General features: G+C 72.7%; 20 protein-coding genes. 11 read left to right on the top strand and 9 right to left on the bottom strand.

Translation table 11 applies throughout. The annotated features are described in order from the left end of the window. Positions 1 to 31 precede the first annotated feature (31 nt). Positions 32 to 1,204 (bottom strand): ROK family transcriptional regulator, encoded by a 1,173-nt coding sequence (locus G8E01_RS09505; protein WP_166318978.1) that lies wholly within the window; start codon positions 1,202 to 1,204, stop codon positions 32 to 34. A gap of 130 nt (positions 1,205 to 1,334) precedes the next feature. On the opposite strand from G8E01_RS09505, the gene xylA reads away from it, so the two are divergent. The 5 genes from xylA to G8E01_RS09530 all read left to right on the top strand — a co-directional run bounded on the left by xylA (position 1,335) and on the right by G8E01_RS09530 (position 7,044). Continuing rightward, a complete protein-coding gene (xylA, locus tag G8E01_RS09510; protein ID WP_166318981.1) occupies positions 1,335 to 2,528 on the top strand; it encodes a xylose isomerase in 1,194 nt (397 codons plus the stop codon). Between the two features lie 12 nt (positions 2,529 to 2,540). After that, positions 2,541 to 3,947 carry a xylulokinase gene (gene xylB / locus G8E01_RS09515; protein ID WP_166318984.1) on the top strand — a complete coding sequence of 469 codons (1,407 nt, stop codon included), beginning with the start codon at positions 2,541 to 2,543 and terminating at the stop codon, positions 3,945 to 3,947. 9 nt (positions 3,948 to 3,956) lie between these two features. Further along, a complete protein-coding gene (locus G8E01_RS09520; RefSeq protein WP_166318987.1) occupies positions 3,957 to 4,895 on the top strand; it encodes a quinone oxidoreductase family protein in 939 nt (312 codons plus the stop codon). A gap of 74 nt (positions 4,896 to 4,969) precedes the next feature. Further along, positions 4,970 to 6,274, top strand: coding sequence for an O-acetylhomoserine aminocarboxypropyltransferase/cysteine synthase family protein (locus tag G8E01_RS09525; RefSeq protein ID WP_205827264.1), 1,305 nt, complete (start codon positions 4,970 to 4,972; stop codon positions 6,272 to 6,274). Positions 6,275 to 6,306: 32 nt separating this feature from the next. Further along, positions 6,307 to 7,044, top strand: a complete 738-nt coding sequence (locus G8E01_RS09530) for a sulfite exporter TauE/SafE family protein (RefSeq protein WP_338100811.1) — start codon at positions 6,307 to 6,309, stop codon at positions 7,042 to 7,044. A 188-nt stretch (positions 7,045 to 7,232) separates the two neighbouring features. On the opposite strand, the gene G8E01_RS09535 is transcribed toward G8E01_RS09530, so the two are convergent. After that, positions 7,233 to 9,731 (bottom strand): ATP-dependent Clp protease ATP-binding subunit, encoded by a 2,499-nt coding sequence (locus G8E01_RS09535; protein ID WP_166318996.1) that lies wholly within the window; start codon positions 9,729 to 9,731, stop codon positions 7,233 to 7,235. Positions 9,732 to 9,830: 99 nt separating this feature from the next. Beyond that, positions 9,831 to 10,187: a histidine kinase gene (locus G8E01_RS09540; RefSeq protein ID WP_338100786.1), complete on the bottom strand. Its 357-nt coding sequence runs from the start codon at positions 10,185 to 10,187 to the stop codon at positions 9,831 to 9,833. 270 nt (positions 10,188 to 10,457) lie between these two features. Between G8E01_RS09540 and G8E01_RS09545 the strand changes: the two genes are divergently transcribed. Then, positions 10,458 to 10,706 carry a WhiB family transcriptional regulator gene (locus G8E01_RS09545; protein ID WP_155047469.1) on the top strand — a complete coding sequence of 83 codons (249 nt, stop codon included), beginning with the start codon at positions 10,458 to 10,460 and terminating at the stop codon, positions 10,704 to 10,706. Between the two features lie 47 nt (positions 10,707 to 10,753). Here G8E01_RS09545 and G8E01_RS09550 read toward each other — a convergent pair whose 3' ends face one another. Genes G8E01_RS09550 through G8E01_RS09560 form a run of 3 tightly spaced genes read right to left on the bottom strand, consistent with a single transcriptional unit; the run spans position 10,754 to position 14,052 of the window. Continuing rightward, positions 10,754 to 12,256: a histidine kinase N-terminal domain-containing protein gene (locus tag G8E01_RS09550; protein ID WP_166319002.1), complete on the bottom strand. Its 1,503-nt coding sequence runs from the start codon at positions 12,254 to 12,256 to the stop codon at positions 10,754 to 10,756. 3 nt (positions 12,257 to 12,259) lie between these two features. Further along, complete coding sequence (locus tag G8E01_RS09555; protein WP_166319005.1) at positions 12,260 to 13,438, bottom strand: nucleotide-binding protein; 1,179 nt, start codon at positions 13,436 to 13,438, stop codon at positions 12,260 to 12,262. Continuing rightward, entirely contained in the window at positions 13,435 to 14,052 is a 618-nt protein-coding gene (locus tag G8E01_RS09560) for an SAF domain-containing protein (RefSeq protein WP_166319008.1), read from the bottom strand. The genes G8E01_RS09555 and G8E01_RS09560 overlap by 4 nt, the downstream gene beginning before the upstream one ends. 97 nt (positions 14,053 to 14,149) lie before the next feature. Here G8E01_RS09560 and G8E01_RS09565 point away from each other — a divergent pair, with 97 nt between their 5' ends. Further along, complete coding sequence (locus G8E01_RS09565) at positions 14,150 to 14,416, top strand: helix-turn-helix domain-containing protein (RefSeq protein ID WP_166319010.1); 267 nt, start codon at positions 14,150 to 14,152, stop codon at positions 14,414 to 14,416. A gap of 7 nt (positions 14,417 to 14,423) precedes the next feature. On the opposite strand, the gene G8E01_RS09570 is transcribed toward G8E01_RS09565, so the two are convergent. Continuing rightward, complete coding sequence (locus G8E01_RS09570) at positions 14,424 to 15,011, bottom strand: hypothetical protein (RefSeq protein ID WP_166319013.1); 588 nt, start codon at positions 15,009 to 15,011, stop codon at positions 14,424 to 14,426. 141 nt (positions 15,012 to 15,152) lie between these two features. Here G8E01_RS09570 and G8E01_RS09575 point away from each other — a divergent pair, with 141 nt between their 5' ends. Next, on the top strand, positions 15,153 to 15,572 hold the full coding sequence (locus tag G8E01_RS09575) for an Rv3235 family protein (RefSeq protein ID WP_166319016.1): 420 nt from the start codon (positions 15,153 to 15,155) through the stop codon (positions 15,570 to 15,572). A 4-nt stretch (positions 15,573 to 15,576) separates the two neighbouring features. On the opposite strand, the gene G8E01_RS09580 is transcribed toward G8E01_RS09575, so the two are convergent. Continuing rightward, positions 15,577 to 16,803, bottom strand: a complete 1,227-nt coding sequence (locus tag G8E01_RS09580; protein WP_166319019.1) for a pyridoxal phosphate-dependent aminotransferase — start codon at positions 16,801 to 16,803, stop codon at positions 15,577 to 15,579. Positions 16,804 to 16,891: 88 nt separating this feature from the next. Next, positions 16,892 to 19,627 carry a preprotein translocase subunit SecA gene (gene secA / locus G8E01_RS09585; protein ID WP_166319022.1) on the bottom strand — a complete coding sequence of 912 codons (2,736 nt, stop codon included), beginning with the start codon at positions 19,625 to 19,627 and terminating at the stop codon, positions 16,892 to 16,894. A 165-nt stretch (positions 19,628 to 19,792) separates the two neighbouring features. On the opposite strand from secA, the gene G8E01_RS09590 reads away from it, so the two are divergent. From G8E01_RS09590 to G8E01_RS09600, 3 genes are read left to right on the top strand one after another with little or no spacing between them, the layout of a single operon-like run. After that, entirely contained in the window at positions 19,793 to 21,118 is a 1,326-nt protein-coding gene (locus G8E01_RS09590; protein WP_166319025.1) for a coiled-coil domain-containing protein, read from the top strand. 35 nt (positions 21,119 to 21,153) lie between these two features. After that, positions 21,154 to 21,840, top strand: coding sequence for a DUF1684 domain-containing protein (locus G8E01_RS09595; RefSeq protein WP_166319028.1), 687 nt, complete (start codon positions 21,154 to 21,156; stop codon positions 21,838 to 21,840). 20 nt (positions 21,841 to 21,860) lie between these two features. Further along, complete coding sequence (locus tag G8E01_RS09600) at positions 21,861 to 23,375, top strand: ABC transporter substrate-binding protein (RefSeq protein ID WP_166319031.1); 1,515 nt, start codon at positions 21,861 to 21,863, stop codon at positions 23,373 to 23,375. Positions 23,376 to 23,382 lie beyond the last annotated feature (7 nt).

The following is a 23,382-nucleotide window of genomic DNA, read 5'->3' on the forward strand; positions in this document are numbered from 1 at the left end:
GAGCGCCCGCGAGGCCAGGACGGCCCGGCGGTCAGCGGGGATCCGCGAGCGGATCCGCGACGAGCGCGTCGAAGACCCGCTCCGCGGCGCCGATCAGCAGCCGGTCGGCGCCGAGCGCCGCGGCACGAATGTCGAGATTCTCCGCGGGAGCGGGGAGCGTCTGGGCGCGCACGCCGCGGTCGAACGCGCGCGGATCCGCGGCCCGGAGCAGCGCGAGAAAGCCCCCAAGAACGATGACGCGCGGGTTCAGGACGTTCGCGGCGTTGGCGAGGGTGGCCTGGAGGATCCGGCGCTGCCGGGCGACCTCGTCCGCCACGTCCCGCCCCGTCGCCGCGGCGAGCGCCCGGCCGAGGGCGTCGTCGTCGGCCGCGCTCATCCGCACCGCCGCGAGGAGCCGGCGGCGGTTCACCTCGTCCTCGAGCACGCCGCCCGGGACGCGCCGATCCGCGTCCGCGGAGATCGAGGGCTGATTCTGCCCCCACTCCCCAGCGTATCCGCCCGCGCCGACGATGTGCGTGCCCGCAAGGATGAGCCCGCCGCCGATGCCGCTCGCGCCCCCGTTGAGATAGACGACGTCGTCGCAGCCGCGGGCGGATCCGAACAGCCCCTCGGCGACGACCCCCGCCGAGGCATCGTTCGCGGCGACGGCGGGCAGGCCCGTCGCGCGCGCGAGCTCGCCGGCGAGGTCGGCCTCGCGCCACCCGAGGTGTGGCGCCACGCGCACGAGGCCGTCCGCGGCGCGCACGAGGCCGGGGACGGCGGCGGCCACGCCCCGAACGCGGGCGCCGGCGAGCGGCCCGCGGCGCCACGCGGCGAGCGCGTCGCCGACGTACCGCGCGGTCTCGGCCGGCGTCACCAGCCGGTCCACCGAGTGGCGGATCCGGGCGATGACCCTGCCGCCGAGCGCGACCGCCCCGATCTCGACCGCGTCGACCTCGGGGTTCACGGCGAGGGCGACTACGCCCGGCCCGGGCTCGACGACGGGCGACGGGCGCCCGACGCGCCGGGTGAGATCCGGTTCCCGCTCGGCGACCAGGCCCGCGTCCGACAGCGCACCGACAAGGTCGGAGATCGTGGAGCGGTTCAGCCCCGTCCGCGCCGTCAGCTCGGCGCGCGAGAGCGCCCCGTCGCGGTGCACGAGCCGCACCACGGATCCGAGGTTCGCCCGGCGGACGTCTCCCCCGCTCGACCCCCGGCTCGTCATGCTCGTTACCCTAGCCGCCCCTCCCCGCCCGGCAGTCCGCGGGGCCTGAGGGTCCCCCGGACGGCGCGTCACGTGTTATGTTGCCGAAGACAACTTTTTACCGACGACAACGACGACAAGGCGGTCTCACATGTCCCTCACCCCCACGCCCGCGGACCGGTTCTCCTTCGGCCTGTGGACCATCGGATACAACGGCACGGATCCGTTCGGCGGCCCGACGCGGCCGGCGCTCGACGTCGTGCACGGCGTCGAGAAGCTCGCCGAGCTCGGCGCGTACGGGCTCACGTTCCACGACGACGACCTCTTCGCGTTCGGATCCACGGACGCGGAGCGCCAGAAGCAGATCGATCGCCTGAAGGGCGCGCTCGCGGACACCGGCATCGTCGTGCCGATGGTGACGACGAACCTCTTTAGCGCCCCCGTCTTCAAGGACGGCGGCTTCACGTCGAACGACCGCCAGGTGCGTCGCTTCGCGCTGCGCAAGGTGCTCCGCAACCTCGATCTCGCCGCCGAGCTCGGCGCGAAGACCTTCGTGATGTGGGGCGGGCGCGAGGGCGCCGAGTACGACACGGCCAAGGACGTCCAGGCGGCGCTCGAGCGCTACCGGGAGGCCGTGGACCTGCTGGGCGATTACGTCACCGACAAGGGATACGACATCCGGTTCGCGATCGAGCCGAAGCCCAACGAGCCCCGCGGCGACATCCTGCTCCCGACGCTCGGCCACGCGCTCGCCTTCATCGACTCGCTGGAGCGCCCCGAGCTCGTCGGCCTCAACCCCGAGACGGGCCACGAGCAGATGGCGGGCCTGAACTTCACGGCCGGCATCGCGCAGGCGCTCTACCACGGCAAGCTCTTCCACATCGACCTCAACGGCCAGCGCGGCATCAAGTACGACCAGGACCTCGTGTTCGGTCACGGCGACCTGCACAACGCGTTCTCGCTCGTCGACCTCCTCGAGCACGGCTCGCCGGAGGGCGGCCCCGCCTACGACGGACCGCGCCACTTCGACTACAAGCCGAGCCGCACGGAGGACGAGGCGGGCGTGTGGGAGTCCGCCGCGGCCAACATGCGCATGTACCTCCTGCTCAAGGAGCGCGCCGCGGCGTTCCGGGCCGATCCCGAGGTCGCCGAAGCGCTCGAGGCCGCGCGCGTCGCGGAGCTGCGGCAGCCGACGCTCGGGGCCGGCGAGTCGTACGACGACCTGCTCGCCGACCGCACGGCCTACGAGGACTTCGACGCCGACGCGTACCTCGACGGCAAGGGCTTCGGGTTCGTCCGTCTGCAGCAGCTCGCGACCGAGCACCTGCTCGGCGCGCGCTCCTAAGGGCCCGGCGCCGTGAGGCTCGTCGCGGGGGTCGACTCCTCCACGCAGAGCTGCAAGGTCGTCGTCGTCGACGCCGAGACGGGCGCGCTCGTGCGCTCGGGCCGCGCGCCGCACCCGGACGGATCCGAGGTGGATCCGGAGCACTGGTGGCAAGCGCTCGCCGCGGCGATCGACGACGCGGGCGGGCTGGACGACGTCGACGCGTGGGCGATCGCCGGCCAGCAGCACGGGATGGTCGCGCTTGACGGCGACGGCCGGGTGATTCGCGACGCCCTCCTGTGGAACGACACGCGCTCGGCGGGCGCCGCGGCCGACCTCACCCGCGAGGTCGGCGCGGGCGCGTTCGCCGAACGCACGGGGCTCGTGCCCGTGGCATCGTTCACCATCACGAAGCTGCGGTGGCTCGCCGATCACGAGCCCGCGTCGGCCGCGCGCGTCGCGGCCGTCGCCCTCCCCCACGACTGGCTCACGTGGCGCCTGCGCGGGTTCGGGCCCGCCGGCGAGTCTCGGCGCGGCCCCGTCCTGGAGGAGCTCGTCACGGATCGGTCAGACGCCAGCGGCACGGGCTACTTCGACCCCCAGCGCGCCGAGTACGACCGGGAGCTGCTCGCCGCGGCGCTCGGTCGGGACGCGGCAGGCGTCGCCCTGCCGCGCATCCTCGCCCCCGACGCCGCCGTCGCGGACGAGGCGGGCCGCGTGGTCGCCGCGGGGTGCGGCGACAACGCGGGCGCCGCGCTCGGCATGGGGGCCCGCGCCGGCGACGTCGGCGTCTCGATCGGCACGAGCGGCACGGTCTTCGCCGTGGCCGAGCGCCCCGTCCGGGACCCCACCGGGACGGTCGCCGGGTTCGCGGACGCCTCCGGGCGCTACCTGCCCATCGTGACGACCCTCAACGCCGCCCGCGTGCTCGACGCCGTCGCGGCCCTCCTCGGGGTGGACCACGACGAGCTTTCCCGCCTGGCGCTCGCGGCGGATCCGGGATCCGCGGGGCTCGTGCTCCAGCCGTGGTTTGAGGGCGAGCGGACGCCGAATCGGCCGGACGCGACCGCCACGCTGTTCGGCATGACGCTCGCCGCGACCACGCGGGAGAACCTCGCGCGGGCCGCCTTCGAGGGCGTACTGTGCGCGCTCGCGGACGGGCTGGACGCGATGCGCGCGGGCGGCGTCGAGGCGCAGCGGGTCCTCCTCACGGGCGGGGCCGCCACCTCGGCCGCGACCCAGCGCATCGCGGCCGAGGTGTTCGGCCTGCCCGTCGTCGTCCCCGCCCCCGGCGAGTACGTCGCGCTCGGCGCGGCGACGCAGGCGGCATGGGCGCTCGGGGGCGAGCGCCCGTCGTGGGCCGCCGCCTCCCAGGCGGAGCTGCCCGCGGACCCGCGCCCCGGCACGCGCACCCGCTACCGCGCCCGCCTCTCAGGGTAGCGTGGGGGCATGGCTCAGGCAGTGCAGTTCACCCGTACCGGCGGACCCGAGGTCCTCGAGCTCGTGGAGATTCCGGATCCGGTCCCCGCGGCGGGCGAGGTCGCCATCCGCGTCGAGGCCGCGGGCGTGAACCCCATCGAGCGCAAGCTGCGCACGGGCGTGCGCCCACTCGCGGGCGCCGGTCCCTGGCGCACCGGATCCGACGGCGCGGGCGTCGTGACGGCCGTAGGCGACGGCGTCGACGGCCTCCGCGTGGGCGACGCAGTCGCGTTCTTCGGCGCCGACGGCGCGTACGCCACCGACGTGCGGGTCGACGCCGCGCGCGTGTTCCTGCGCCCGGCCGGCGTCTCGGCCGCGCAGGGTGCGGCGCTCGGCATCCCGGCCGGCACCGCCTACCAGGCGCTGCGCTCGCTCGGGATCCGCGAGGACGACACGCTGCTGATCCACGGCGGGTCGGGTGCCGTGGGGCAGGCCGCGATCCAGTTCGCGGTGCTCTTCGGCGCGCACGTGATCGCCACGACGAGCGCGGGCCGCGCGAGCCGCGTCCGCGACCTCGGGGCGGAGCCCGTCACCTACGGCGACGGTCTCACCGGCCGCGTGCTCGAGGCCGCACCCGACGGCGTGACGGCCATCCTGGACTGCGCCGGGGCCGACGGCGTGCTCGAGGCGTCCATCGAGCTGCTCGACGACACGAGCCGGATTGCCACGATCGTCCTCGGCCAGAAGGCCGACGAGCTCGGCCTCCGGGCGTTCGCCGGCGGGTCGCGCCACCCCCTCACTCCGCAGCAGAACGCCTGGCGTGCCGAGGCCGTCCCCGTCGCCCTCGCGCTCATCGCGGCGGGGTACTTCGACGTCGAGATCGGCGAGTCGTTCTCGCTCGACGAGGCCGGGCGCGCGCAGTCCGCGGGCGAGGCGGGCGCGCCGGGCAAGCTCCTCCTCGTTCCCTGACGCGGGCCGTCATGCGCGGTCACGGGGCGTCACACGCGCTCGACCGCGGGCGTGCGCCGGGCGAGAATGAGGGCATGACGACCGACGGATTCGCGACGACCCAGCTGCACACGGGGTACGTCCCCGGGACCCCGCAGAACACGGTCGCGACGCCGATCTATCAGTCGTCGGCATACCAGTTCTCGTCGCTCGCGGAGGCCCGCGAGCTGTTCGCGCTCCGGCGCCGCGGCAACATCTACAGCCGCAACGGCACCCCCACCCAGGCGGTTCTGGAGCAACGCATCACGGCGCTCGAGGGCGGCGTCGGCGCCGCCGCCGTGGGATCCGGCCAGGCGGCGACCGCCGTCGCCGCGCTCGCGCTGGCGGGCCGTGGCGGGCACATCGTCGCGGCGAGCTCCCTCTACGGCGGCACCGTGGACCTCTTCGACACCACCCTCGCCGACCTCGGCATCGAGGTCACGTTCGTCGACCAGGACGACCTCGCGGCCTGGCGCGGGGCCGTTCGCCCCACGACCCGGCTCTTGTTCGCGGAGACGGTCGCCAACCCCGTCGCCCAGGTGCTCGACATTCGCGCCGTGGCCGACATCGCGCACGCCGCGGGCGTCCCGCTCGTCCTCGATAACACCGTGGGCACGCCGTACCTGATCCGCGTGCGCGACCACGGCGCGGACATCGTGGTGCACTCGGCGACGAAATTCATCGGCGGCCACGGCACATCGCTCGGCGGTCTGGTGGTCGACCTCGGGACCTTCGACTTCGCGGCGGATCCGGCGAAATGGCCCGCGCTGTTCGAGCCGCACTGGCGTTTCGGCGACGTCGCGCTCTGGGACGCGTTCGGGCGGACGGGGGCGCTGACGACGCTTCTCAAGAGCCGCTTCGTCGCCGACCTCGGCCCCGCGCTCAGCCCGTTCAACGCCTTCCAGCTCCTCGAGGGCCTGGAGACGCTGGACCTGCGCGTCGGCCGGCACGCCGCCTCGGGGCTCGAGATCGCGCGCTTTCTCGCGGACCACCCGGCCGTCGGCCGCGTCTTTCATCCCGGGCTTCCCGACAACCCGTACGCGGCGCGCGCCGCCGAGTACTACCCCCGCGGCGTGCCGTCGGTGTTCGCCTTCGAGCTCGCGGATCCGGGCGCGGACGACGAGGCCGCGTTCGCGCGGGTCGCCCGCGTGGTAGACGCGCTTCGCACCATCAAGCTCGTGGCGAACATCGGCGACGCGCGGACGCTCGTGTGTCACCCCGCGTCCATGACCCACAACCACATGACGCCGGATCAGCTGGCGGCCGCCGGAATCTCCTGGGCGACGATCCGGATCTCCGTCGGCCTCGAGGACACGGGCGACCTCATCGCGGACCTCGACCGCGCGCTGCGCGAGGCCTGACCGCGGGCGGCGCGCTAGCGTGGTCGCTCGTGATCCTTCCTGACCTCGGCGCCGTCGCCTGGGCCGCGCTGGCCATCGGCGCGCTCACGATCGGCGTATCCAAGACCGGGCTGCCGGGCGCGAACACGCTGGGCATCGCCCTGTTCGCGAGCGTGCTGCCGGCGAAAGAGTCGACCGGCGCGATGCTCCTGCTCCTCATCGTCGGAGACGCGCTCGCGCTGTGGCTCTACCGCCGCCACGCGGACTGGCGCGCGCTCGTGCGCCTCGCGCCCTCCGTCATCGTCGGGCTGCTCGCGGGCGTCGTCTTCCTCGCTCTCGCCGACGATGCGTGGGTGAGGCGGACGATCGGCATCGTGCTGTTGGGGCTCATCGCGCTCACCCTCTGGCGCCGGAGGGCGTCCGCCGAGCGCGTCGGCTCGGGCGCGGGGGCCCGCGCCCTCTACGGCTCCCTCGGCGGGTTCACCACCATGGTCGCGAACGCGGGCGGGCCCGTGATGTCGATGTACTTCCTCGCCTCGCGCTTCTCGATGGAGGCGTTCCTCGGCACGGCGGCGTGGTTCTTCGCGATCGTCAACGTGACGAAGGTGCCGTTCTCGATCGGCCTCGGCCTCATCACCCCGACGACCCTCGCGATGGACGCCCTCCTCGTCGTTCCGGTGCTCGTCGGGGCCGCCATCGGGCGCTGGGCCGTGACGCGCCTCAGCCAGCGCCTGTTCGATGCGATCGTGATCGGGCTGACGGTCGTCGGGGCCCTGTACCTGCTCGTCTGACGCGCGGGCCTCGCCCCGAAAAACCCAACGGCCCCGGGAGGAGCACTCCCCCGGGGCCGTTCACAGCAGGATCAAACCTATGCGGCCGTTCTGTCAGACCGCTGAACGCGGAGTGAACATTCACCGCATTGTGCCGCGATCAGTGACCCCGACAGCGACATATCGCTCGCTCTCACCGCGCATATTGCTCACGCCGCCTGGGCCTCGGTGGCGTCGTCGACGCTCAGGCCGTGCGGCCCGGCGTCGACCACGACCTCGCGCGGCGCGCCCGCGACGAGCAGGTCGGCGAGGCGATCGTCGACCTCGCGCTGGATCAGGCGCCGGAGCGGGCGGGCCCCGAACTCGGGCTCGTGGCCGTGCTCGGCGAGCCACGCCACCGCCGCGGGCCTGACGACGAGGTCGACGCCCTGCGCCGCCGCCCGCGCGCGCGTCGCCTCCAGAAGGAGCTCGACGATGCGGGCGAGCTGCTCGCCCTCGAGCCGGCGGAACAGCACGATCTCGTCGATGCGGTTGATGAGCTCGGGCCGCATCGTCTCGCGCAGCCGCCCCATCACGCGCGCCCGCAGGTCGTCCGAATCCGCGTCGGCCCCCGCACGGGAGAACCCGATCGCGCCCTGCCGCGCGGTCAGGAACTCGCTGCCGATGTTCGAGGTCATGATGACCACGGTGTTCCGGAAGTCGACGGTCCGGCCCTGCGCGTCGGTCAGGCGGCCGTCCTCGAGGACCTGCAGGAGCAGCGTGAACACGTCGGGGTGCGCCTTCTCGATCTCGTCGAAGAGGACGACGGAGTACGGGTTGCGGCGCACGCGCTCCGTGAGCTGCCCGGCCTCGTCGTGGCCCACGTACCCGGGAGGGGCCCCGACGAGCCGGCTGACCGTGTGCTTCTCCGAGTACTCGCTCATGTCGAAGCGCGCGACGGCCGCCTCGTCGTCGAACAGGCTGGCCGCCAGGGCCTTCGCGAGCTCGGTCTTGCCGACGCCGGTGGGCCCGAGGAAGAGGAAGGATCCGTCCGGCCGGCGCGGATCCGCCATGCCCGTCCGGCTGCGCCGCACGGAGCGCGCGACGGCCGCCACGGCCTCGTCCTGGCCGACGACCCGGCGGTGCAGCTCCTCCTCGAGGCCGGCGAGGCGCTCGCGATCGGCGGCGCCGATGCGGCCCGCGGGGATCCCCGTGAGGCGGCTGACGACGCCCGCGATCTCGTCGGCGCCCACGACCGGCACCGCGGCATCGGCGCTCGCCAGCTCCGCCTCGACCGCCACGATCTCGTCGCGGATCCGCGAGGCGTCCTCGTACCGCTCCGCCGCGACCGCGTCGCGCTTCGCCTCGTCGAGGTCGGCCCGGCGCGCGCGCAGATCGTCCGGGCGCGCCGCCGGGCCCGTCCGCAGGCGGCGCCGGGCGCCCGCCTGATCGATCAGGTCGATCGCCTTGTCGGGCAGCACGCGTTCGGGAAGGTAGCGCGCGCCGAGCGTCACGGCCGCGGCCAGGGCCTCATCGGTGAACCGCACCCCGTGATGGCGCTCGTACGCCTCGCGGAGCCCCCCGAGGATCGCGATCGCGTCGTCGATGCCCGGCTCGCCCACGCGCACCTGCTGGAAGCGGCGCGCGAGCGCGGGGTCCTTTTCGATCCGGCGGAACTCCGTGAGCGTCGTGGCGCCGATGAGACGCAGCTCGCCGCGCGCGAGGCGCGGCTTGAGGATGTTGCCCGCGTCGATGGCGCCGGATTCCCCGCCGCCCGCGCCGACGATCGTGTGGAGCTCATCGATGAAGAGCACCACGCGCCCCTCGGCCTCGGCGACCTCCGCCAGCGTCGACGTCAGGCGCTCCTCGAAGTCGCCGCGGTAGCGGGCGCCGGAGAGCATCCCGGCGATGTCGAGGCTCACCACGCGCGCCTCGGCGAGCGCCGCCGGCACCTCGCCCGCCGAGATCCTGCGCGCGAGCCCCTCGGCGATCGCGGTCTTGCCGACTCCGGCCTCGCCGACGAGCACGGGGTTGTTCTTCGTGCGGCGCGCGAGGATCTCGATCGCCTGCTCGATCTCCGCGTCGCGGCCGATGACGGGGTCGATCAGGCCCTGACGTGCACGCTCGGTCAGATCGGTGCCGTACCGCTCGAGCGCGGTGGGCTCGGCGGCCTGCGGCGACTCGCGGACCTCGGCCTCCGGCTCGGACTCGCCCCGCGCGGCGTGCACGAGCGCCTCGGCCGTGATGCCCGCCGCCTCGAGAATGCGTCCGGCCGACGCATCTGGGGCCAAAACGAGGGCGAAGAAGAGGTGCTCGGGATCCACGTAGGTCGACCCCGTCGATCGCGCGACCTGCACAGCCTGGAGGAGCGCGCGCCGCAGCGCCGGCGTCATCGTGGCCGCGTCGACGTCGGCGGCCGCCGCCGCCGCGGGGAGCGAGGCCTCCGCCGATGCCGCGATCTCGCCGGGATCCGCGCCGATCGCGTCGAGGACCCGCGCGATGCCGGGCTCCGAGACGAGGCCCGACAGCACGTGGAGCGCGTCGAGCTCGGCCTGGCCGCGCTCCAGCGCGAAGCGCCCCGCGGCCTGCACGACGCCCATCGTGCGCGCGCTGAGCACTCGGGTGAGATCGATCGAGCGCGCCGAGCGGGCGCGCTCGGACGCCAGGTAGCGCGCGAGGAAGTCGTCGAACGACCGCGCGCCGTCGTCGGGCTGGGTGGTGTCGGGCATGGCCCTCCCCTTCGTGAGATTGACTCGAAACGGCTCAACTTTCAAATATTGAGCCGAGCCGTGTCAAGTTCAACGACGCCCGGGCGGAGGTATTCCCGATTAGTCGCTCGGGGAGGACGGGTGCGCCTCTCGAGCGGACCCGAGAAGCGCGAGGAAGCCGACGATCGCGGGCGCGGCGAACAGGGCCGCGATCCCCCAGTGCGCGTACGCGCCCGTGACGGATCCGACGGCGATCGCGAAGATCAGCACCTGCACGACGATGCCGCCCGAGCGCCCCCAGGATCGCCCGCGCCACACGCCGACCGCGAACGCCGCGATCGCGAAGGCGCCGAGGGCAGAGAGCACGATGAGCGCGACCGCGGTCGGCATCGACGCGACGGGCGTCGACGCGGCCCAGACGACCTGCCATCCGGTGACGATGGCGAGCGCGAGCGCCTCAAGCGCAACGAGCCCCACCGCCAGGTATGTCGCACGGCCCCGAGGGAGAGAGGGAGAGGACATGGGCGCCTTTCCGGGGGCGCCCGGCCGAGGGATCGGCTCGCGATCGGGCAATTTCGAAAAACCCTTGATCGGCGGGGGCACCTGTATGACAATTGTTAACGGTGTGTTTCCCACAGCGTGGTGGGGCGCGTGGCCACGAGCCCCGTCGCACATCCAGCCTAATCGACCCGACGATGAACGCTGAATCTCCCCTGAAAGACCCCACCTCGCAAGGAGCACCACCACATGGATTGGCGTGACAAAGCCGCCTGTTTGACCGTCGACCCCGAGCTGTTCTTCCCCGTCGGAAACACCGGGCCGGCCGTCGACCAGATCGAGAAGGCCAAGTCCGTGTGCGCACAGTGCACCGTGACCGAGGTCTGCCTGCAGTACGCCCTCGAGACCGGCCAGGACTCGGGCGTCTGGGGCGGCCTCAGCGAGGACGAGCGCCGCGCGCTCAAGCGCCGCGCCGCGCGCGCCCGCCGCGCCAGCTGATCCTCCGCGCGACCGAACGCCCCGCCTGAGGCGGGGCGTTCGTCGTCTCAGGAGCGGATCCAGCGCATCGGGATCTCGATGACGACCTCGGTGCCGCCGTCGAACGCGGTGTCGGTCCCGGAGATCGTCTGCCACTCGATGGATCCGCTGAGCTCCCCCTGGATGAGGGTCCGGACGATCTGCGTCCCGAGCCCACGCCCCACCTGACCCTCGGGCAGCCCGCTGCCCGTGTCGCGCACCCGCACGGTCAGCGTGTGCTCGGATCGCTCGGCGACGATCTCGACGTCGCCCTCGCGCCCCGCCAGACCGTGCTCGACCGCGTTCGTGACGACCTCGGTGAGCGCGAGGGCGAGGGGCGTCGCGTACTCGCTCGGCAGTGTCCCGAAGGTCCCGGTCTTGCGCGTGTGCGCCACCGTGTTCTGCGCCGCCGCGACCTCCGCGACGAGGCGCAGCACGCGCGTGAACACCTCGTCGAAGTCGACCTTCTGCGACAGCCCCTCGGAGAGGGTGTCGTGCACGACGGCGATGGCCGCCACGCGCTGCATCGCCTGCAGGAGCGATTCGCGCGCCTCGTCGCTCGACGTGCGGCGCGCCTGGATCCGCAGCAGCGACGCGACGGTCTGCAGGTTGTTCTTGACGCGGTGATGAATCTCGCGGATCGTCGCGTCCTTCGTGATGATCTCCTGCTCCTGGTTGCGCAGCTCGCTCACGTCGCGGCAGAGCACGATCGCGCCGATGCGCTCGCCGTGGTCGCGTAGCGGGATGATCCGCAGCGCGACCGTCACGCCGCGCGCCTGGATGTCGCTGCGCCACGGGGACCGCCCCGTGAGGAGGACCGGGAGCGAGGACTCGTCGGCCGAGGCATCGCGCTCGGTCGGCATGATGGTGCGGGCGACGTCGGACAGCGTCTCGCCCTCGAGCTCATCGACGAACCCGATGCGGTTGAAGGCCGACAGACCGTTGGGACTCGCGAAGGTGACAACGCCATCCACGTCGAGGCGGATCATGCCGTCGGCCGCGCGGGGCGCGCCGCGGCGCGGCCCCATGGGCGCCGTGGTGTCGGGGTAGTCGCCCGTCGCGATCATGCCGAAGATCGCGTCGGCGCACTCGTCGAACGTGAGCTGCTGGCGCGACGGCGCGCGCACCTCGCTGAGGTTGGTGTGGCGCGTCAGCACGCCGAGCACGGCGCGCCCGTCCGCGCCGCGGCGCACGATCGGCACCGCCTTGACCCGGGTCGGCGTCTCCTCAAACCACTCGGGGCTCGTCGAGTCGACAATGAGCCCGCTCTGGAAGGCTTCGCGGACCTGACTCTGCCACTGGGGGCGCACCTTCTCGCCGACGATGTCGCGGTAGAAGAGGGTCGCGGATCCGCTCGGGCGCACGTGTCCGACGGCCTGAAAGGAATCGTCCGTGGTCTGGCCCCAGATAACGATGTCGGCCGAGGCCAGATCGGCGAGCAGCTGGCCGTCGCCGTGCACGCGGTGGAGCCATTCGATGTCCGTCTCGCTGAGACGGTCTTGGGCGGTGAGGAGATCGCTGAGGGTCGACACCCTCTACAGCGTAGCCGCGAGCCGCGACACCGCGTGTGCGAGCGGGGCGCGGCGCCGGGGCAGGACGGGCGCGGCCGCGCGCAGCGCCCTGTCGCATGCGGCCGGATCATCCGGCAGGAGGTGGACGGCGTCGGACCCCGCGTGCTGGGCGAGCGCCTCGCGGACCTGGCCGCGGGGATCGAGCCCCAGCGGCCCCGGCCGCACGCGGTTGACGACGGGGATCACCTCGGCGCGCGGCGCCGCGGCCTCGAGCTGGTCCAGCCCGCGCACGAGGCGCGCGAGGCCCACCGGGTCGGCCTGGCCCACGGCGATCACGCGGTCGGCGGCCGACAGCGCCGCGAGCGCCGCCTGGTTGCGCCGGGGCGCCTCGATGTCGCTGACGATCTCCTCGTCGCGCTCGACGGGCGCAGCCACATCCACGACGACGACGCCGGCCCACGAGCGCGCGACCTGCAGGGCCTCCGCGACCCGCCGCGCGGAGAGCTCTGGCCAGCGCTCGGGCCGATTGATGCCGGTCAGGACCTCGAGCGCCCAGTCCCCCGCCGACACCTGCGCGCTCAGCCGAGTGAGCTCCGCGCCGTCGAGGACGCCGTAGTCGGTCTGCCGACACGCGGCCGGAAACCCGGGCGCCTCCGGCGGGAGCGCGAGACGCTGCGCCACGGACGGCGCATGCGTGTCGGCGTCCACGAGCGCGACGCGATCTCCGCCGCGGGCCCGCGCCGCGGCCAGCGCCAGCGCGACGGTCGTTCGACCCGGCGCCCCGTGCGGACCCCACACCACCGTCACGGACCCCTCCGCCACGGCGTCGTGACGCGGTTCGTCGAGCTCCTCCGCGCGGATCGCGGCGACGATCTGCGCGCCCGTCGCGTCCGGCGACACGGGGCTGGCGAGGCCGAACGCGGCGACGGCACGGCGCTCGGACGGGCGCTCGGCGAGCATGACGAGCCGCGCCCCGCTGCGGTCGCACATCGCGATGACCTCGGGGGCAAGCACCTGGCGCGTCGCGGGGGCGACAACGCTGTCGGCCTCGCGCAGCGCGTCCCACACACGGGAGGCCGGGTCCGCCACGGCGCCCACGAGCTCGTCCGTGCGCACGAGGGCCGCGACCTCCACGCCCTCCGCGCGGATCTCCTCCGCCACGCGCGGACCGATAGGCGGGTCGACCGCGACGAGGACGCTCACCCGGCGCCGCCCGCCGTGGGCACGGCCGAGAGGGCGGATCCGCCCGCGGTGTGTCCGAGGACCTCCGCGACCTCGTCGCGAGCGATCACCAGCTCCAGCCGCGATCCCGGATCGGCCACGACTCCGTCGTCCTCGAGGACCGCCGCGACGACGGCGCGCTCGACGACCACGATCGGCTCGCCGTACGATCCGGGGGCCACGAGCGGCGCCGCCCACAGCTCGACGGGCGTGCCGGGCACGACCCCCGCGGGAGCCTCGAGCGCACTGCGGACGACGACCGTCGTCGTGCCGGCGGTCCCGGCCGCCCCGACGGCCGCGGCCGGGACGAGCTCGCCCGCCGCGATGGTCCGCACGGCCACGACGCCGTCGGCGAGGTCGTCGGGGGTGAGGTAGGCCCCCTGAGACGTGGCCAGCTGCACATCGACGGCCTCGACGTCGCCCGCCGTGACGGCCTGGCCCGGGACCAGCGCCTCTCGGGCGACGAGGACCGGCTCCGTGTGACGGGCCCCGTCGACGATCGCCCACACGCCCGCCACGGAGCCCAACACGAGGACGATGCCGACGAAGAGCCGCGGATCGAGCCGTCGCCGGCGCCGCGAAACGGTAGCTGCCATGCCGCGATCGTGGCAGATTCTCTCGCGGCACCCCGAAAGTTATCCACAGGCTCCCGTGCGCGGGATGTCCGGGCGCGGCACGCCCCATAATGGAGGCATGTCGACAGGCCCCGGCGCGCACCTGCTCACGCCCTCCGCGGTCGCCGAGTTGCTCGCGATCGCGCCCGACGAGGTCGTTGCCCTCATCGAGGAGGGCGCGCTCCGCGGCGTGCGCGTCGGCTCGCCGCCGGCCTGGCGCGTCGAGAAGGACAGCGTGCGCGACTACCTCGAAGACCGCAACGAGGAAAGCCGCCGGCACGCGCTCTGGCACGAATCGAACGTCGCGAGCATGCCCGAGGTCTGGGGCACGCACTCGCCGTTCTAATCGCTCGTCACAACTCCCGCACGTCCGCCGCCCGCGGGATCCGGACCGACGAAATCGCCGCGAACGCGATGGTCGCCACGCCCGTGACCTCGGACTCGCGCGGCGTGCCCGCAAGGTCGTGGAGCGCGAGGTCGAGGTGGTCCGCCCCGACCTGGCGCGGGGTGCCGAAGGCAACGCGGCCGTCGCGACGGTGCACCCGGATCGCCTGCCGGCGCCTCGTCAGCGCGCGCAGCACGTACCCGAACCCCGCGCGCCGGCGCAGCGGATCCTCGGGTCCGGCGGCGCGGGTGGGCTCCGCGCCCCGCCAGCCGAGGACCGCGTCGATCGGCGCGACGAGTCCCGCCCGGTCGTCCCCCTCGGCGGCGATCCAGTCCGCGCCGACCGCGACGACCCGCGCGGGGACCGCCGCCTCGCCGACGAGCTCGAGAACGACGCGGCCGCCGCCGGCGAGGCCCACGAGCCGGTCGCGCAGCGTCCGCGCCGCGCGCCGCGTCCGCTCCCCCTCCTCGTGGTTTGCGCGCCGCTCGGCGGCGCGCTCCTCGGCGAAGCGGCGCTCCAGCTCGTCGAGGAAGTCTCCCCCGGTCGGGTCCGTCATGCGAGCGAGACTAGCGGTCGGGCGCAGCGGGCGCCGAGGTGCCCACAGGCATATCTGCCTCTCCCGTCGTCGGCCGCCGACGTGGTGTCCTAGGCGGCACCGATATCCATGGGCATCGCCGAACGGTACGGGGGGGAACAGATGACTCTTGGCGCTCGCACCAGACATACCGAGAACGACATACGCGACCTGTTCGCGCCGCAACACACGCGCACAGACGCGTTGCCGGATCCGGAACCACTCATCGCCACGCTTGCGGGCGGCGTGCTCGAGGTCATCGCGGGGGTCCGCGAGGTCGACCAGCTGGCCCGCTGGCTGGCGGAGGATCCCTACCGCGCCCTCGTCGTCCGCGCCAACCTCGCGGCCCGTGCACGGAGCGCCCGCGCGCAGTCGGCGCTCCGGCCGACCTACGCGATCCGCTCTGTGCACGTCTCCCACCCCGCCGACGGCGTCGTGGAGGCGACCGCGGTGGTCGCGACCCCGCTGCGCACGCGCGCCGTCGCGCTGCGCCTCGAGGGCTACGACGCGCGCTGGCGCGCCACCAGCCTCGCCGTGCTCTGAGCCCCTACTGCCGATAGGACGCGAGGAAGTTGCCGAGGCGCTCCACGGCCTCGGCGAGCACGCGCTTCTCGGGCAGCGTGACGACGCGGAGGTGGTCGGGGGTCGGCCAGTTGAAGCCCGTGCCCTCGACCAGCAGGATCTTCTCCGCGACGAGAAGGTCGTAGATGAGCTGCTTGTCGTCGTGGATCTCGTGCACGTTCGGGTCGAGGCGGGGGAAGGCGTAGAGCGCCCCCTGAGGCTTGACGCAACTCACGCCGGGGATGGCGTTGAGGCCCTCCCAGGCGACGTCGCGCTGGTCGTGCAGGCGGCCGTCCGCCGCGATGAGCGCGTCGATCGACTGCGTTCCGGTGAGGGCGGCCAGCACGGCGTGCTGCGCGGGCACGTTGGGGCACAGCCGGGTCGAGGCGAGCACCTGGATCCCCTCGAGGAAGCCGCCCGCGTGGCCCTTGGGCCCCGTGATGACCATCCAGCCGGAGCGGTACCCCGCCACGCGGTAGGTCTTCGACAGCCCGTTGAACGTCAGGCACAGCAGGTCCGGCGCGAGCGACGCGGTCGGGATGTGCGTGGCGCCATCGAACAGGATCCGGTCGTAGATCTCGTCGCTGAGCAGCAGGAGGGAGTTCTCGCGCGCGATCTCGACGATGCCCTCGAGGACCTCGCGCGAGTACACCGCGCCCGTGGGGTTGTTCGGGTTAATGACGACGATGGCCTTCGTGCGCGGGGTGACCTTCGCGCGAATGTCCTCGAGGTCGGGCTGCCAGCCGTTGTCCTCGTCGGCGAGGTAGTGCACGGGCGTGCCCCCCGCGAGGCTCGTCATGGCCGTCCACAGCGGGTAGTCGGGCGCGGGAATGAGCACCTCGTCGCCGTCGTCGAGCAGCGCCTGCATCGTCATGGTGATGAGCTCGGACACGCCGTTGCCGAGGTAGACGTCGTCCACATCGACGCGCGGGAACCCCGGCTCGTTCTCGTACCGGCTGACGATCGCCCGGCGCGCCTCGACGATGCCGCGGCTGTCGCTGTACCCGTGCGCGGCCGGGACCGCGCGCAGCATGTCGCGCACGATCTGGTAGGGCGCCTCGAAGCCGAAAATCGCCGGGTTTCCCGTGTTCAGCTTGAGGATCGTGTGCCCGTCGGCCTCCAGCCGCGTCGCCTCTGCCAGTGCGGCGCCACGGATCTCGTAGAGAACGTTGCGGAGCTTGGAGGACTGGTCCAGGGGACGGGGGCTGTTCATCCTGCCAGGATACGGTCCCCCGAGCCCCCGGGGCGACACGCGCGGGGCCCGCGGCGGATCCCTCCGCCGCGGGCCCCCTCGTCGCGCGTTAGCCGCGGTCCTTCTTGGCCTGCCGGCGCCGCTCTTCGCGGTTCTGCGGCGCGGCGGATCCGCCCGCGGGCCGCTGCGCCCGCGCCGTGTCGCCGCTGCGCACCTGCCCCGTGTCGTCGCGGACCTCGACGGCCCCGTCCTCGTCGGGCGCCGAGTACGCCAGCTGCTGCGGCGCATCCGGGGTCGCCTCGAGCCCCTTCGCCTCGACCTGCTCCGCGCCGTCCGCGGAGGTGCCGACCTTGACCTCGAGGTTGAAGAGGTACCCGACGGTCTCTTCCTTGATCTGGCCCATCATCGACTCGTACATCGAGTGGCCCTCGCGCTGGTACTCAATGAGCGGATCCCGCTGCGCCATGGCCCTGAGGCCGATGCCGTCCTTGAGGTAGTCCATCTCGTACAGGTGGTCGCGCCAGCGGCGGTCGAGCACCTGCAGCACGACGCGGCGCTCCAGCTCGCGCATCGCCTTCTCGCCGAGCGCCTTCTCGCGCGCGTCGTACGCGATCCGCGCGTCGCTCAGGATCTCGCGGATGAGGCCCGCCTGATCGATCCCGCCCTTGCGGCCCGCGGCCTCCGCGGCAACCTCCTCGATCGTCACGCCCACCGGGTAGAGGGCCTTGAGCTCCGTCCAGAGCGCGTCGAAGTCCCAGCTCTCGTTGTGGCCGGTCGCGGTGTGCTCGCGGATCACCTGCGTGATCGCGTCCTCGCGGAAGCGCTCCACGCGCCCCTCGATGTCGTCGCCCTCGAGGATGACGCGCCGGTCGGAGTAGATCGCGAGGCGCTGGCGGTTCAGGACGTCGTCGTACTTCAGGACGTTCTTGCGCGACTCCGCGTTGCGCGACTCGATCTGAGCCTGCGCGTTGCGGATGAGGCCGGTGATCGCTCGCCCCGTGATGACCTGCGAGTCGTCGAAATCGGTGCGTGCGAGCATCGCGTCGGCCAGCGGCGAGCGGAAGCGTCGCATGAGCTCGTCCTCGAGCGAGAGGTAGAAGCGGCTCTCGCCCGGGTCGCCCTGACGGCCCGAACGCCCGCGGAGCTGGTTGTCGATGCGGCGGGACTCGTGGCGCTCCGTGCCGAGCACGTACAGGCCGCCGACCTCGCGGACCTTGTCGCCCTCGGCGTCGACGGTGCGCTTGACGGACTCGAACACCTCGTCCCAGGCGGCCTCGTACTCGTCGGGCGTCTCGTCGGGGTCGAGGCCGCGCGACTTCATCTCCTGGACGGCGAGGAACTCGGCGTTGCCGCCCAGCATGATGTCGGTGCCGCGGCCGGCCATGTTCGTCGCGACCGTGACGGATCCGAGCCGTCCCGCGCGGGCGACCAGCTCCGCCTCGCGCGCGTGGTTCTTCGCGTTGAGGACCTCGTGGCGGATCCCCTTCTTGGACAACAGCGCGGACAGCAGCTCGCTCTTCTCCACGCTGACCGTGCCGACGAGCACGGGCTGCCCGGTCTCGTGGCGTTCGGCGATGTCGTCGACGACCTGCGCGAACTTGCCCTGCTCGGTGCGGTAGATCAGGTCCTGCTCGTCCTTGCGGACCATCGGCTTGTTCGTCGGGATCGGGATCACGCCGAGCTGGTAGGTCGACATGAACTCCGCGGCCTCGGTCTCGGCCGTACCGGTCATGCCGGCGAGCTTGTCGTAGAGGCGGAAGTAGTTCTGGAGCGTGACGGTGGCGAGGGTCTGGTTCTCGGCCTTGACCGGCACGTTCTCCTTCGCCTCGATCGCCTGGTGCATGCCCTCGTTGTACCGGCGGCCCGCCAGGATGCGCCCCGTGTGCTCGTCGACGATCATGACCTCGTCGTTCATGACGACGTAGTCCTGGTCGCGGTTAAACAGCGCGATCGCCTTGATCGAGTTGTTGAGGAACGAGATGAGGGGCGTGTTCGCCGACTCGTAGAGGTTCTCGACGCCGAGGTAGTCCTCGACCTTCTCGATGCCGGGCTCGAGGACGCCGACCGTGCGCTTTTTCAGGTCGACCTCGTAGTCGACGCCCTCCTCGAGGGTGCGGGCGATCTTGGCGAACTCGGCGAACCAGCGGTTGGCCTCGCCCGCGGCCGGGCCCGAGATGATCAGCGGCGTGCGCGCCTCGTCGATGAGGATCGAGTCGACCTCGTCGACGATGGCGAAGAAGTGCTCGCGCTGGACGAGGTCCTCCTTGCGCCACGCCATGTTGTCGCGCAGGTAGTCGAAGCCGAACTCGTTGTTCGTGCCGTAGGTCACGTCGCAGGCGTACTGCTCGCGGCGCTGCGCCGGGGTCTGGCCGGACACGATGACGCCCGTCGTCATGCCGAGGGCGCGGAAGATGCGCCCCATGAGCTCGGCCTGGTACGAGGCGAGGAAGTCGTTGACCGTGATCACGTGCACGCCCTTGCCCGCGATCGCGTTGAGGTACGCGGGCAGCGTGGCGACGAGGGTCTTGCCCTCACCGGTTTTCATCTCGGCGATGTTGCCGAGGTGCAGGGCCGCGCCGCCCATGAGCTGCACGTCGTACGGCCGCATGCCGAGCGTGCGGCTGGCGGCCTCGCGGATGGCGGCGAACGCCTCAGGCATCAGCTGGTCGAGGCTCTCTCCGTTCTCGTGGCGCGCACGCAGCTCGGCGGTCTCGTTTCGCAGATCCTCGTCGGTGAGCTGCGCGTAGTCCTCCTCGAGCGCGTTGACCGCGTCGACGACGCGCTGCAGGCGGCGCCGCAGCCGTCCCTCTCCCGCGCGGAGCAGCTTCTCGAACGGATTTGCCACGTGTCACTCCTCGATCCGATGCGGCGGGTGCGTTGATCACTCGCCGGCGCCCGCCGCCGTCCGGCCGCGGGCATACCCGCCCATGCTATCCGCCCGACCCTATGTCCGCGCTCAGGGCTCGGACCGCCCCGGCCGATCCATCGGCCGGGCGCCTAGGATCGAGGCATGGTGTTCTGGGGCAAGAGGAAGCGCGTCGAGCAGGAGAAGCAGGACGCCGCCGACGCGGATCTCGCCGTGCGCGCGCAGAAGGCGCTCGTCGCGGCGGACGAGCGGATCCGCACGACGCGCGACGAGCTCGAGTTCGCGTCGGCCGAGCTCGGCGACGCCGCGACCAAGGACCTGCGCGACGGCCTCGACGCGGTCGCGACGCATATGCGCGAGGCCTTCGAGCTACACCAGCTGAACCACGACCACATCCCCGACACCCCCGAGGAGCTCCGCACGCGCAACGCGCGCATCGCGCAGCTGTGCGACTGGGCGGAGGACGTGCTCGACGAGCGGACCGAGGTGCTGCGCGAGCGCATCGAGAAGGTCCGCGAGGCGCCGCAGACCCTCGAGCGGGTGCGCGCCGAGGCCGCGTCGCTCGCCGAACGGCTGCCCGGCGCCGATGAGACCATCGCGCGGCTGGGCGAGCGGTACTCCCCTGCCGCGATCCAGCGCATCGGCGCTAACCCCGCGGAGGCGCGACAGCTGCTCGAGTTCGCGCGGCACTCCGCGGAGGTCGCGGGGCGCCGGCGCGCGGACGGGCGACGCGACGACGCCATGGTCGCCCTCGAGACGGCGACGGAGGCCGTGCGCCGGGCGCGCACGATCCTCGACGCGGTCGACGACTTCGAGATCGAGGCGATGCGCACCCAGACGACCCTGTCGGACGTCGTCGCCGATTCCCGGGGCGATCTCCTCGAGGCGCGCGCGGAGAGCGGATCCGCCCGGGTGCGCCAGGCGATCGCCGAGCTCGAGCAGGCACTCGCCGCCGTGACCCCTGCCGGCACCCCGAGCGACCCGTTCGCGGAGCTCGCGGCGCTCAGCGAGAAGAACGCCGCGCTCGACGCCGCCCGCGAGCGCGCGCAGCGCAACATCCCCTCGATCGACCACGTGCGCCACGACGTGGACGCGGCCGACCGGGCGATCTCGCACGCGCGCAGCCTTATCGACGGGCACCGCGGCTGGGTGGGAGCCGACGCGCGCACGCGCCTGGCCGAGGCCGAGCGCGTGCGCATCGACGCGGGCACGCTCGTCGCCGACGAAGACACGCGCGAGCGCGCGCAGTCGCTCGCCCGCCGCGCGGCGCAGCTCGCCCACGAGGCGATGCAGCTCGCGCAGCGCGACATCGACTCCTCCCGTCACGGTGGGTACGACGACGGCATGCGGGGCTACCGCGGCGGCTTCGGCGGCCGCGGCGGGATGGGCGGCATGGGCGGCGGAGACATGATCGGCGGGCTCATCGGCGGGGCGCTCCTCGGCGGCCTCATCGGCGACATCTTCGACTGAGCCGGCGGCGCCACATCGCTCGTAGAATTATTCGGATGACTGCTTCCTCCGATCGCGCCGCCTGGGACGGTTGGCGCGCCGCGCGCCACGACGCCCTCACCGCCCCCGAGGGAAACCTCGCGCTCGTCGAGACGCGCTGGCTGGGGCCCGGCGAGACGCCCGACCTCGACGCCGCGCGCGACGGCCTGGCGCCCTCCGTGCGCGTGACGACGCTCACGCGCGAGAACATCGACACGGGCGCACCCGAGCACGGGCTGCGGTTCTGGGACGCCGACTCCCCCGCGATCCGCCAGTTCGCCGGCGTCGACAGCTTCGCGTACGACCCCGACTGGGTGATCCCCGCCCGCTACGAGCGCGCGCCCGACGGGCACACCGTCGCCTTCGAGCACCTCCGCGACAACGGCGGCACGCGCGAGAAGGCGGTGCCCGGCACGATCCACGCCTCGATCGCCGGGCGCGAGTACGCCCTCAGCGCGTTCGACGACGACGGCCGGCTCCTCCTCGTGTTCGGGGATCCGACGAACGGATCCGCCACGTACGGCGCCGGCAGGTTCCTCTTCGTCGACGACCCGGCGGGCGGCGCCGTCACGCTCGACTTCAACCGCGCCTTCGTCCCGCCGTGCGGTTTCAGCGACCAGTACAACTGCCCCATGCCTCCCCTCCAGAACCGCCTCGCCGTCCCCGTCACGGCCGGCGAAAAGACGCCGCGCTTTCGCGACTGACACACAGCAGAGAGATCCCCATGCGCCTCATGACCCCGCTCGCGGCCGCCGCACTCGCCGGCGCGCTCGTCCTTACCTCGTGCTCTCCGAGCCAGAACCCCGGCCCCGATGAGGGCGGCGTCACCCAGGCCGACGCCACGATCTACGTCGGATCCCTGTACGAGCCCCAGAACCTCGACAACACCGCCGGCGGCGGGCAGGGCGTGACCGAGGCGCTCACGGGCAACGTGTACGAGGGCCTGTTCCGTCTCGCCGACTCGGGCGAGGTCGAGCCACTGCTCGCCGCCGCGCACGAGGTGAGCGAGGACGGCCTGACCTACACCTTCACGCTGCAGGACGGCGTCACCTTCGGCAGCGGCAAGGCACTCACGGCCGACGACGTCGTCTACTCGATCGAGAAGGTCATCGCGGACGACTCGCAGTCGGCGCGCAAGAGCCAGCTGGAGGTCATCGACTCCGTCGCCGCGGTCGACGACCAGACCGTCCGGGTGACGCTCTCCGAGCGGTCCATCTCTTTCCTCTACAACCTCTCCTACGTGTGGATCGTCAACAGCGCGTTTGAGGGCAACCGCTCCTCCGAGGCCGACGGCACGGGCCCGTACACGCTGGACACCTGGACTCGCGGATCCGCCCTCAGCCTCGTGCGCAACGACGACTACTGGGGCGAGGCGCCCACCAACGGCGGCGTCGTGTTCACCTACTTCAGCGACGCGACCTCGCTGAACAACGCGCTCCTCACGGGCGCCGTCGACGTCGTCACGAGCCAGCAGTCCCCGGACGGGCTCGCGCAGTTCGAGCAGACCGACGACTTCACGATCACCGACGGAAACTCGACGACGAAGCTGCTTTTGGCGTTCAACGACGCGGCCGCGCCCTTTGACGACGTCCGGGTCCGCCAGGCCGTGTCCGCCGCGATCGACGACGAGAAGCTCCTCGAGTCGGTGTGGGGCGACTACGGCACGCTCATCGGCTCGATGGTGCCGCCGACGGATCCGTGGTTCGAGGACCTGACGGACCTCGACTCGTACGATCCGGACCGCGCCGCGGGCCTCCTCGCCGAGGCGGGCTACGAAGACGGGTTCACCTTCACGCTCGACACGCCGAGCTACGATCCGCACCCGACCGCCGCCACGTTCATCCAGTCGCAGCTCGCCGAGGTCGGCATCACGGTAGAGATCAACTCGATCACCTCGGACGAGTGGTACACGAAGGTCTATCAGAACCGCGACTTCGAGGCCACGATGCAGGAGCACGTGAACGACCGCGACCTCGTCTGGTACGGCAACCCCGACTTCTATTGGGGATACGACAACGCCGAGGTCCAGGAGTGGGTCGCGCAGTCCGAGCTCGTCTCGAGCGAGGCCGAGCAGACCGAGCTGCTGAAGCTCGTCGCGCGCACGACGGCCGAGGAGGCCGCGAGCGAGTGGCTCTACCTGTACCCCCAGATCGTCGTGGCCTCGTCGGCGCTGTCGGGCTATCCCGTCAACGGCCTCAACTCGCAGTTCTTCGCGTACGACATCGAGAAGGCGGCGTGACGCGCGC

This window comes from Microbacterium excoecariae (assembly GCF_011326725.1).
In the GTDB taxonomy this organism is placed as follows: Bacteria; Actinomycetota; Actinomycetes; order Actinomycetales; family Microbacteriaceae; genus Microbacterium; species Microbacterium excoecariae.

Excerpts from the sequence above, each read along its gene's own strand:
- G8E01_RS09565 (WP_166319010.1), top strand. The coding sequence starts at position 14,150 with ATGTCGACAGGCCCCGGCGCGCACCTGCTCACGCCCTCCGCGGTCGCC.
- G8E01_RS09520 (WP_166318987.1), top strand. The coding sequence starts at position 3,957 with ATGGCTCAGGCAGTGCAGTTCACCCGTACCGGCGGACCCGAGGTCCTC.
- G8E01_RS09595 (WP_166319028.1), top strand. The coding sequence starts at position 21,154 with ATGACTGCTTCCTCCGATCGCGCCGCCTGGGACGGTTGGCGCGCCGCG.
- G8E01_RS09545 (WP_155047469.1), top strand. The coding sequence starts at position 10,458 with ATGGATTGGCGTGACAAAGCCGCCTGTTTGACCGTCGACCCCGAGCTG.
- G8E01_RS09600 (WP_166319031.1), top strand. The coding sequence starts at position 21,861 with ATGCGCCTCATGACCCCGCTCGCGGCCGCCGCACTCGCCGGCGCGCTC.
- G8E01_RS09575 (WP_166319016.1), top strand. The coding sequence starts at position 15,153 with ATGACTCTTGGCGCTCGCACCAGACATACCGAGAACGACATACGCGAC.
- G8E01_RS09505 (WP_166318978.1), bottom strand. The coding sequence starts at position 1,204 with ATGACGAGCCGGGGGTCGAGCGGGGGAGACGTCCGCCGGGCGAACCTC.
- G8E01_RS09535 (WP_166318996.1), bottom strand. The coding sequence starts at position 9,731 with ATGCCCGACACCACCCAGCCCGACGACGGCGCGCGGTCGTTCGACGAC.
- G8E01_RS09580 (WP_166319019.1), bottom strand. The coding sequence starts at position 16,803 with ATGAACAGCCCCCGTCCCCTGGACCAGTCCTCCAAGCTCCGCAACGTT.
- G8E01_RS09525 (WP_205827264.1), top strand. The coding sequence starts at position 4,970 with ATGACGACCGACGGATTCGCGACGACCCAGCTGCACACGGGGTACGTC.
- xylA (WP_166318981.1), top strand. The coding sequence starts at position 1,335 with ATGTCCCTCACCCCCACGCCCGCGGACCGGTTCTCCTTCGGCCTGTGG.
- G8E01_RS09560 (WP_166319008.1), bottom strand. The coding sequence starts at position 14,052 with ATGGCAGCTACCGTTTCGCGGCGCCGGCGACGGCTCGATCCGCGGCTC.
- G8E01_RS09570 (WP_166319013.1), bottom strand. The coding sequence starts at position 15,011 with ATGACGGACCCGACCGGGGGAGACTTCCTCGACGAGCTGGAGCGCCGC.
- G8E01_RS09590 (WP_166319025.1), top strand. The coding sequence starts at position 19,793 with ATGGTGTTCTGGGGCAAGAGGAAGCGCGTCGAGCAGGAGAAGCAGGAC.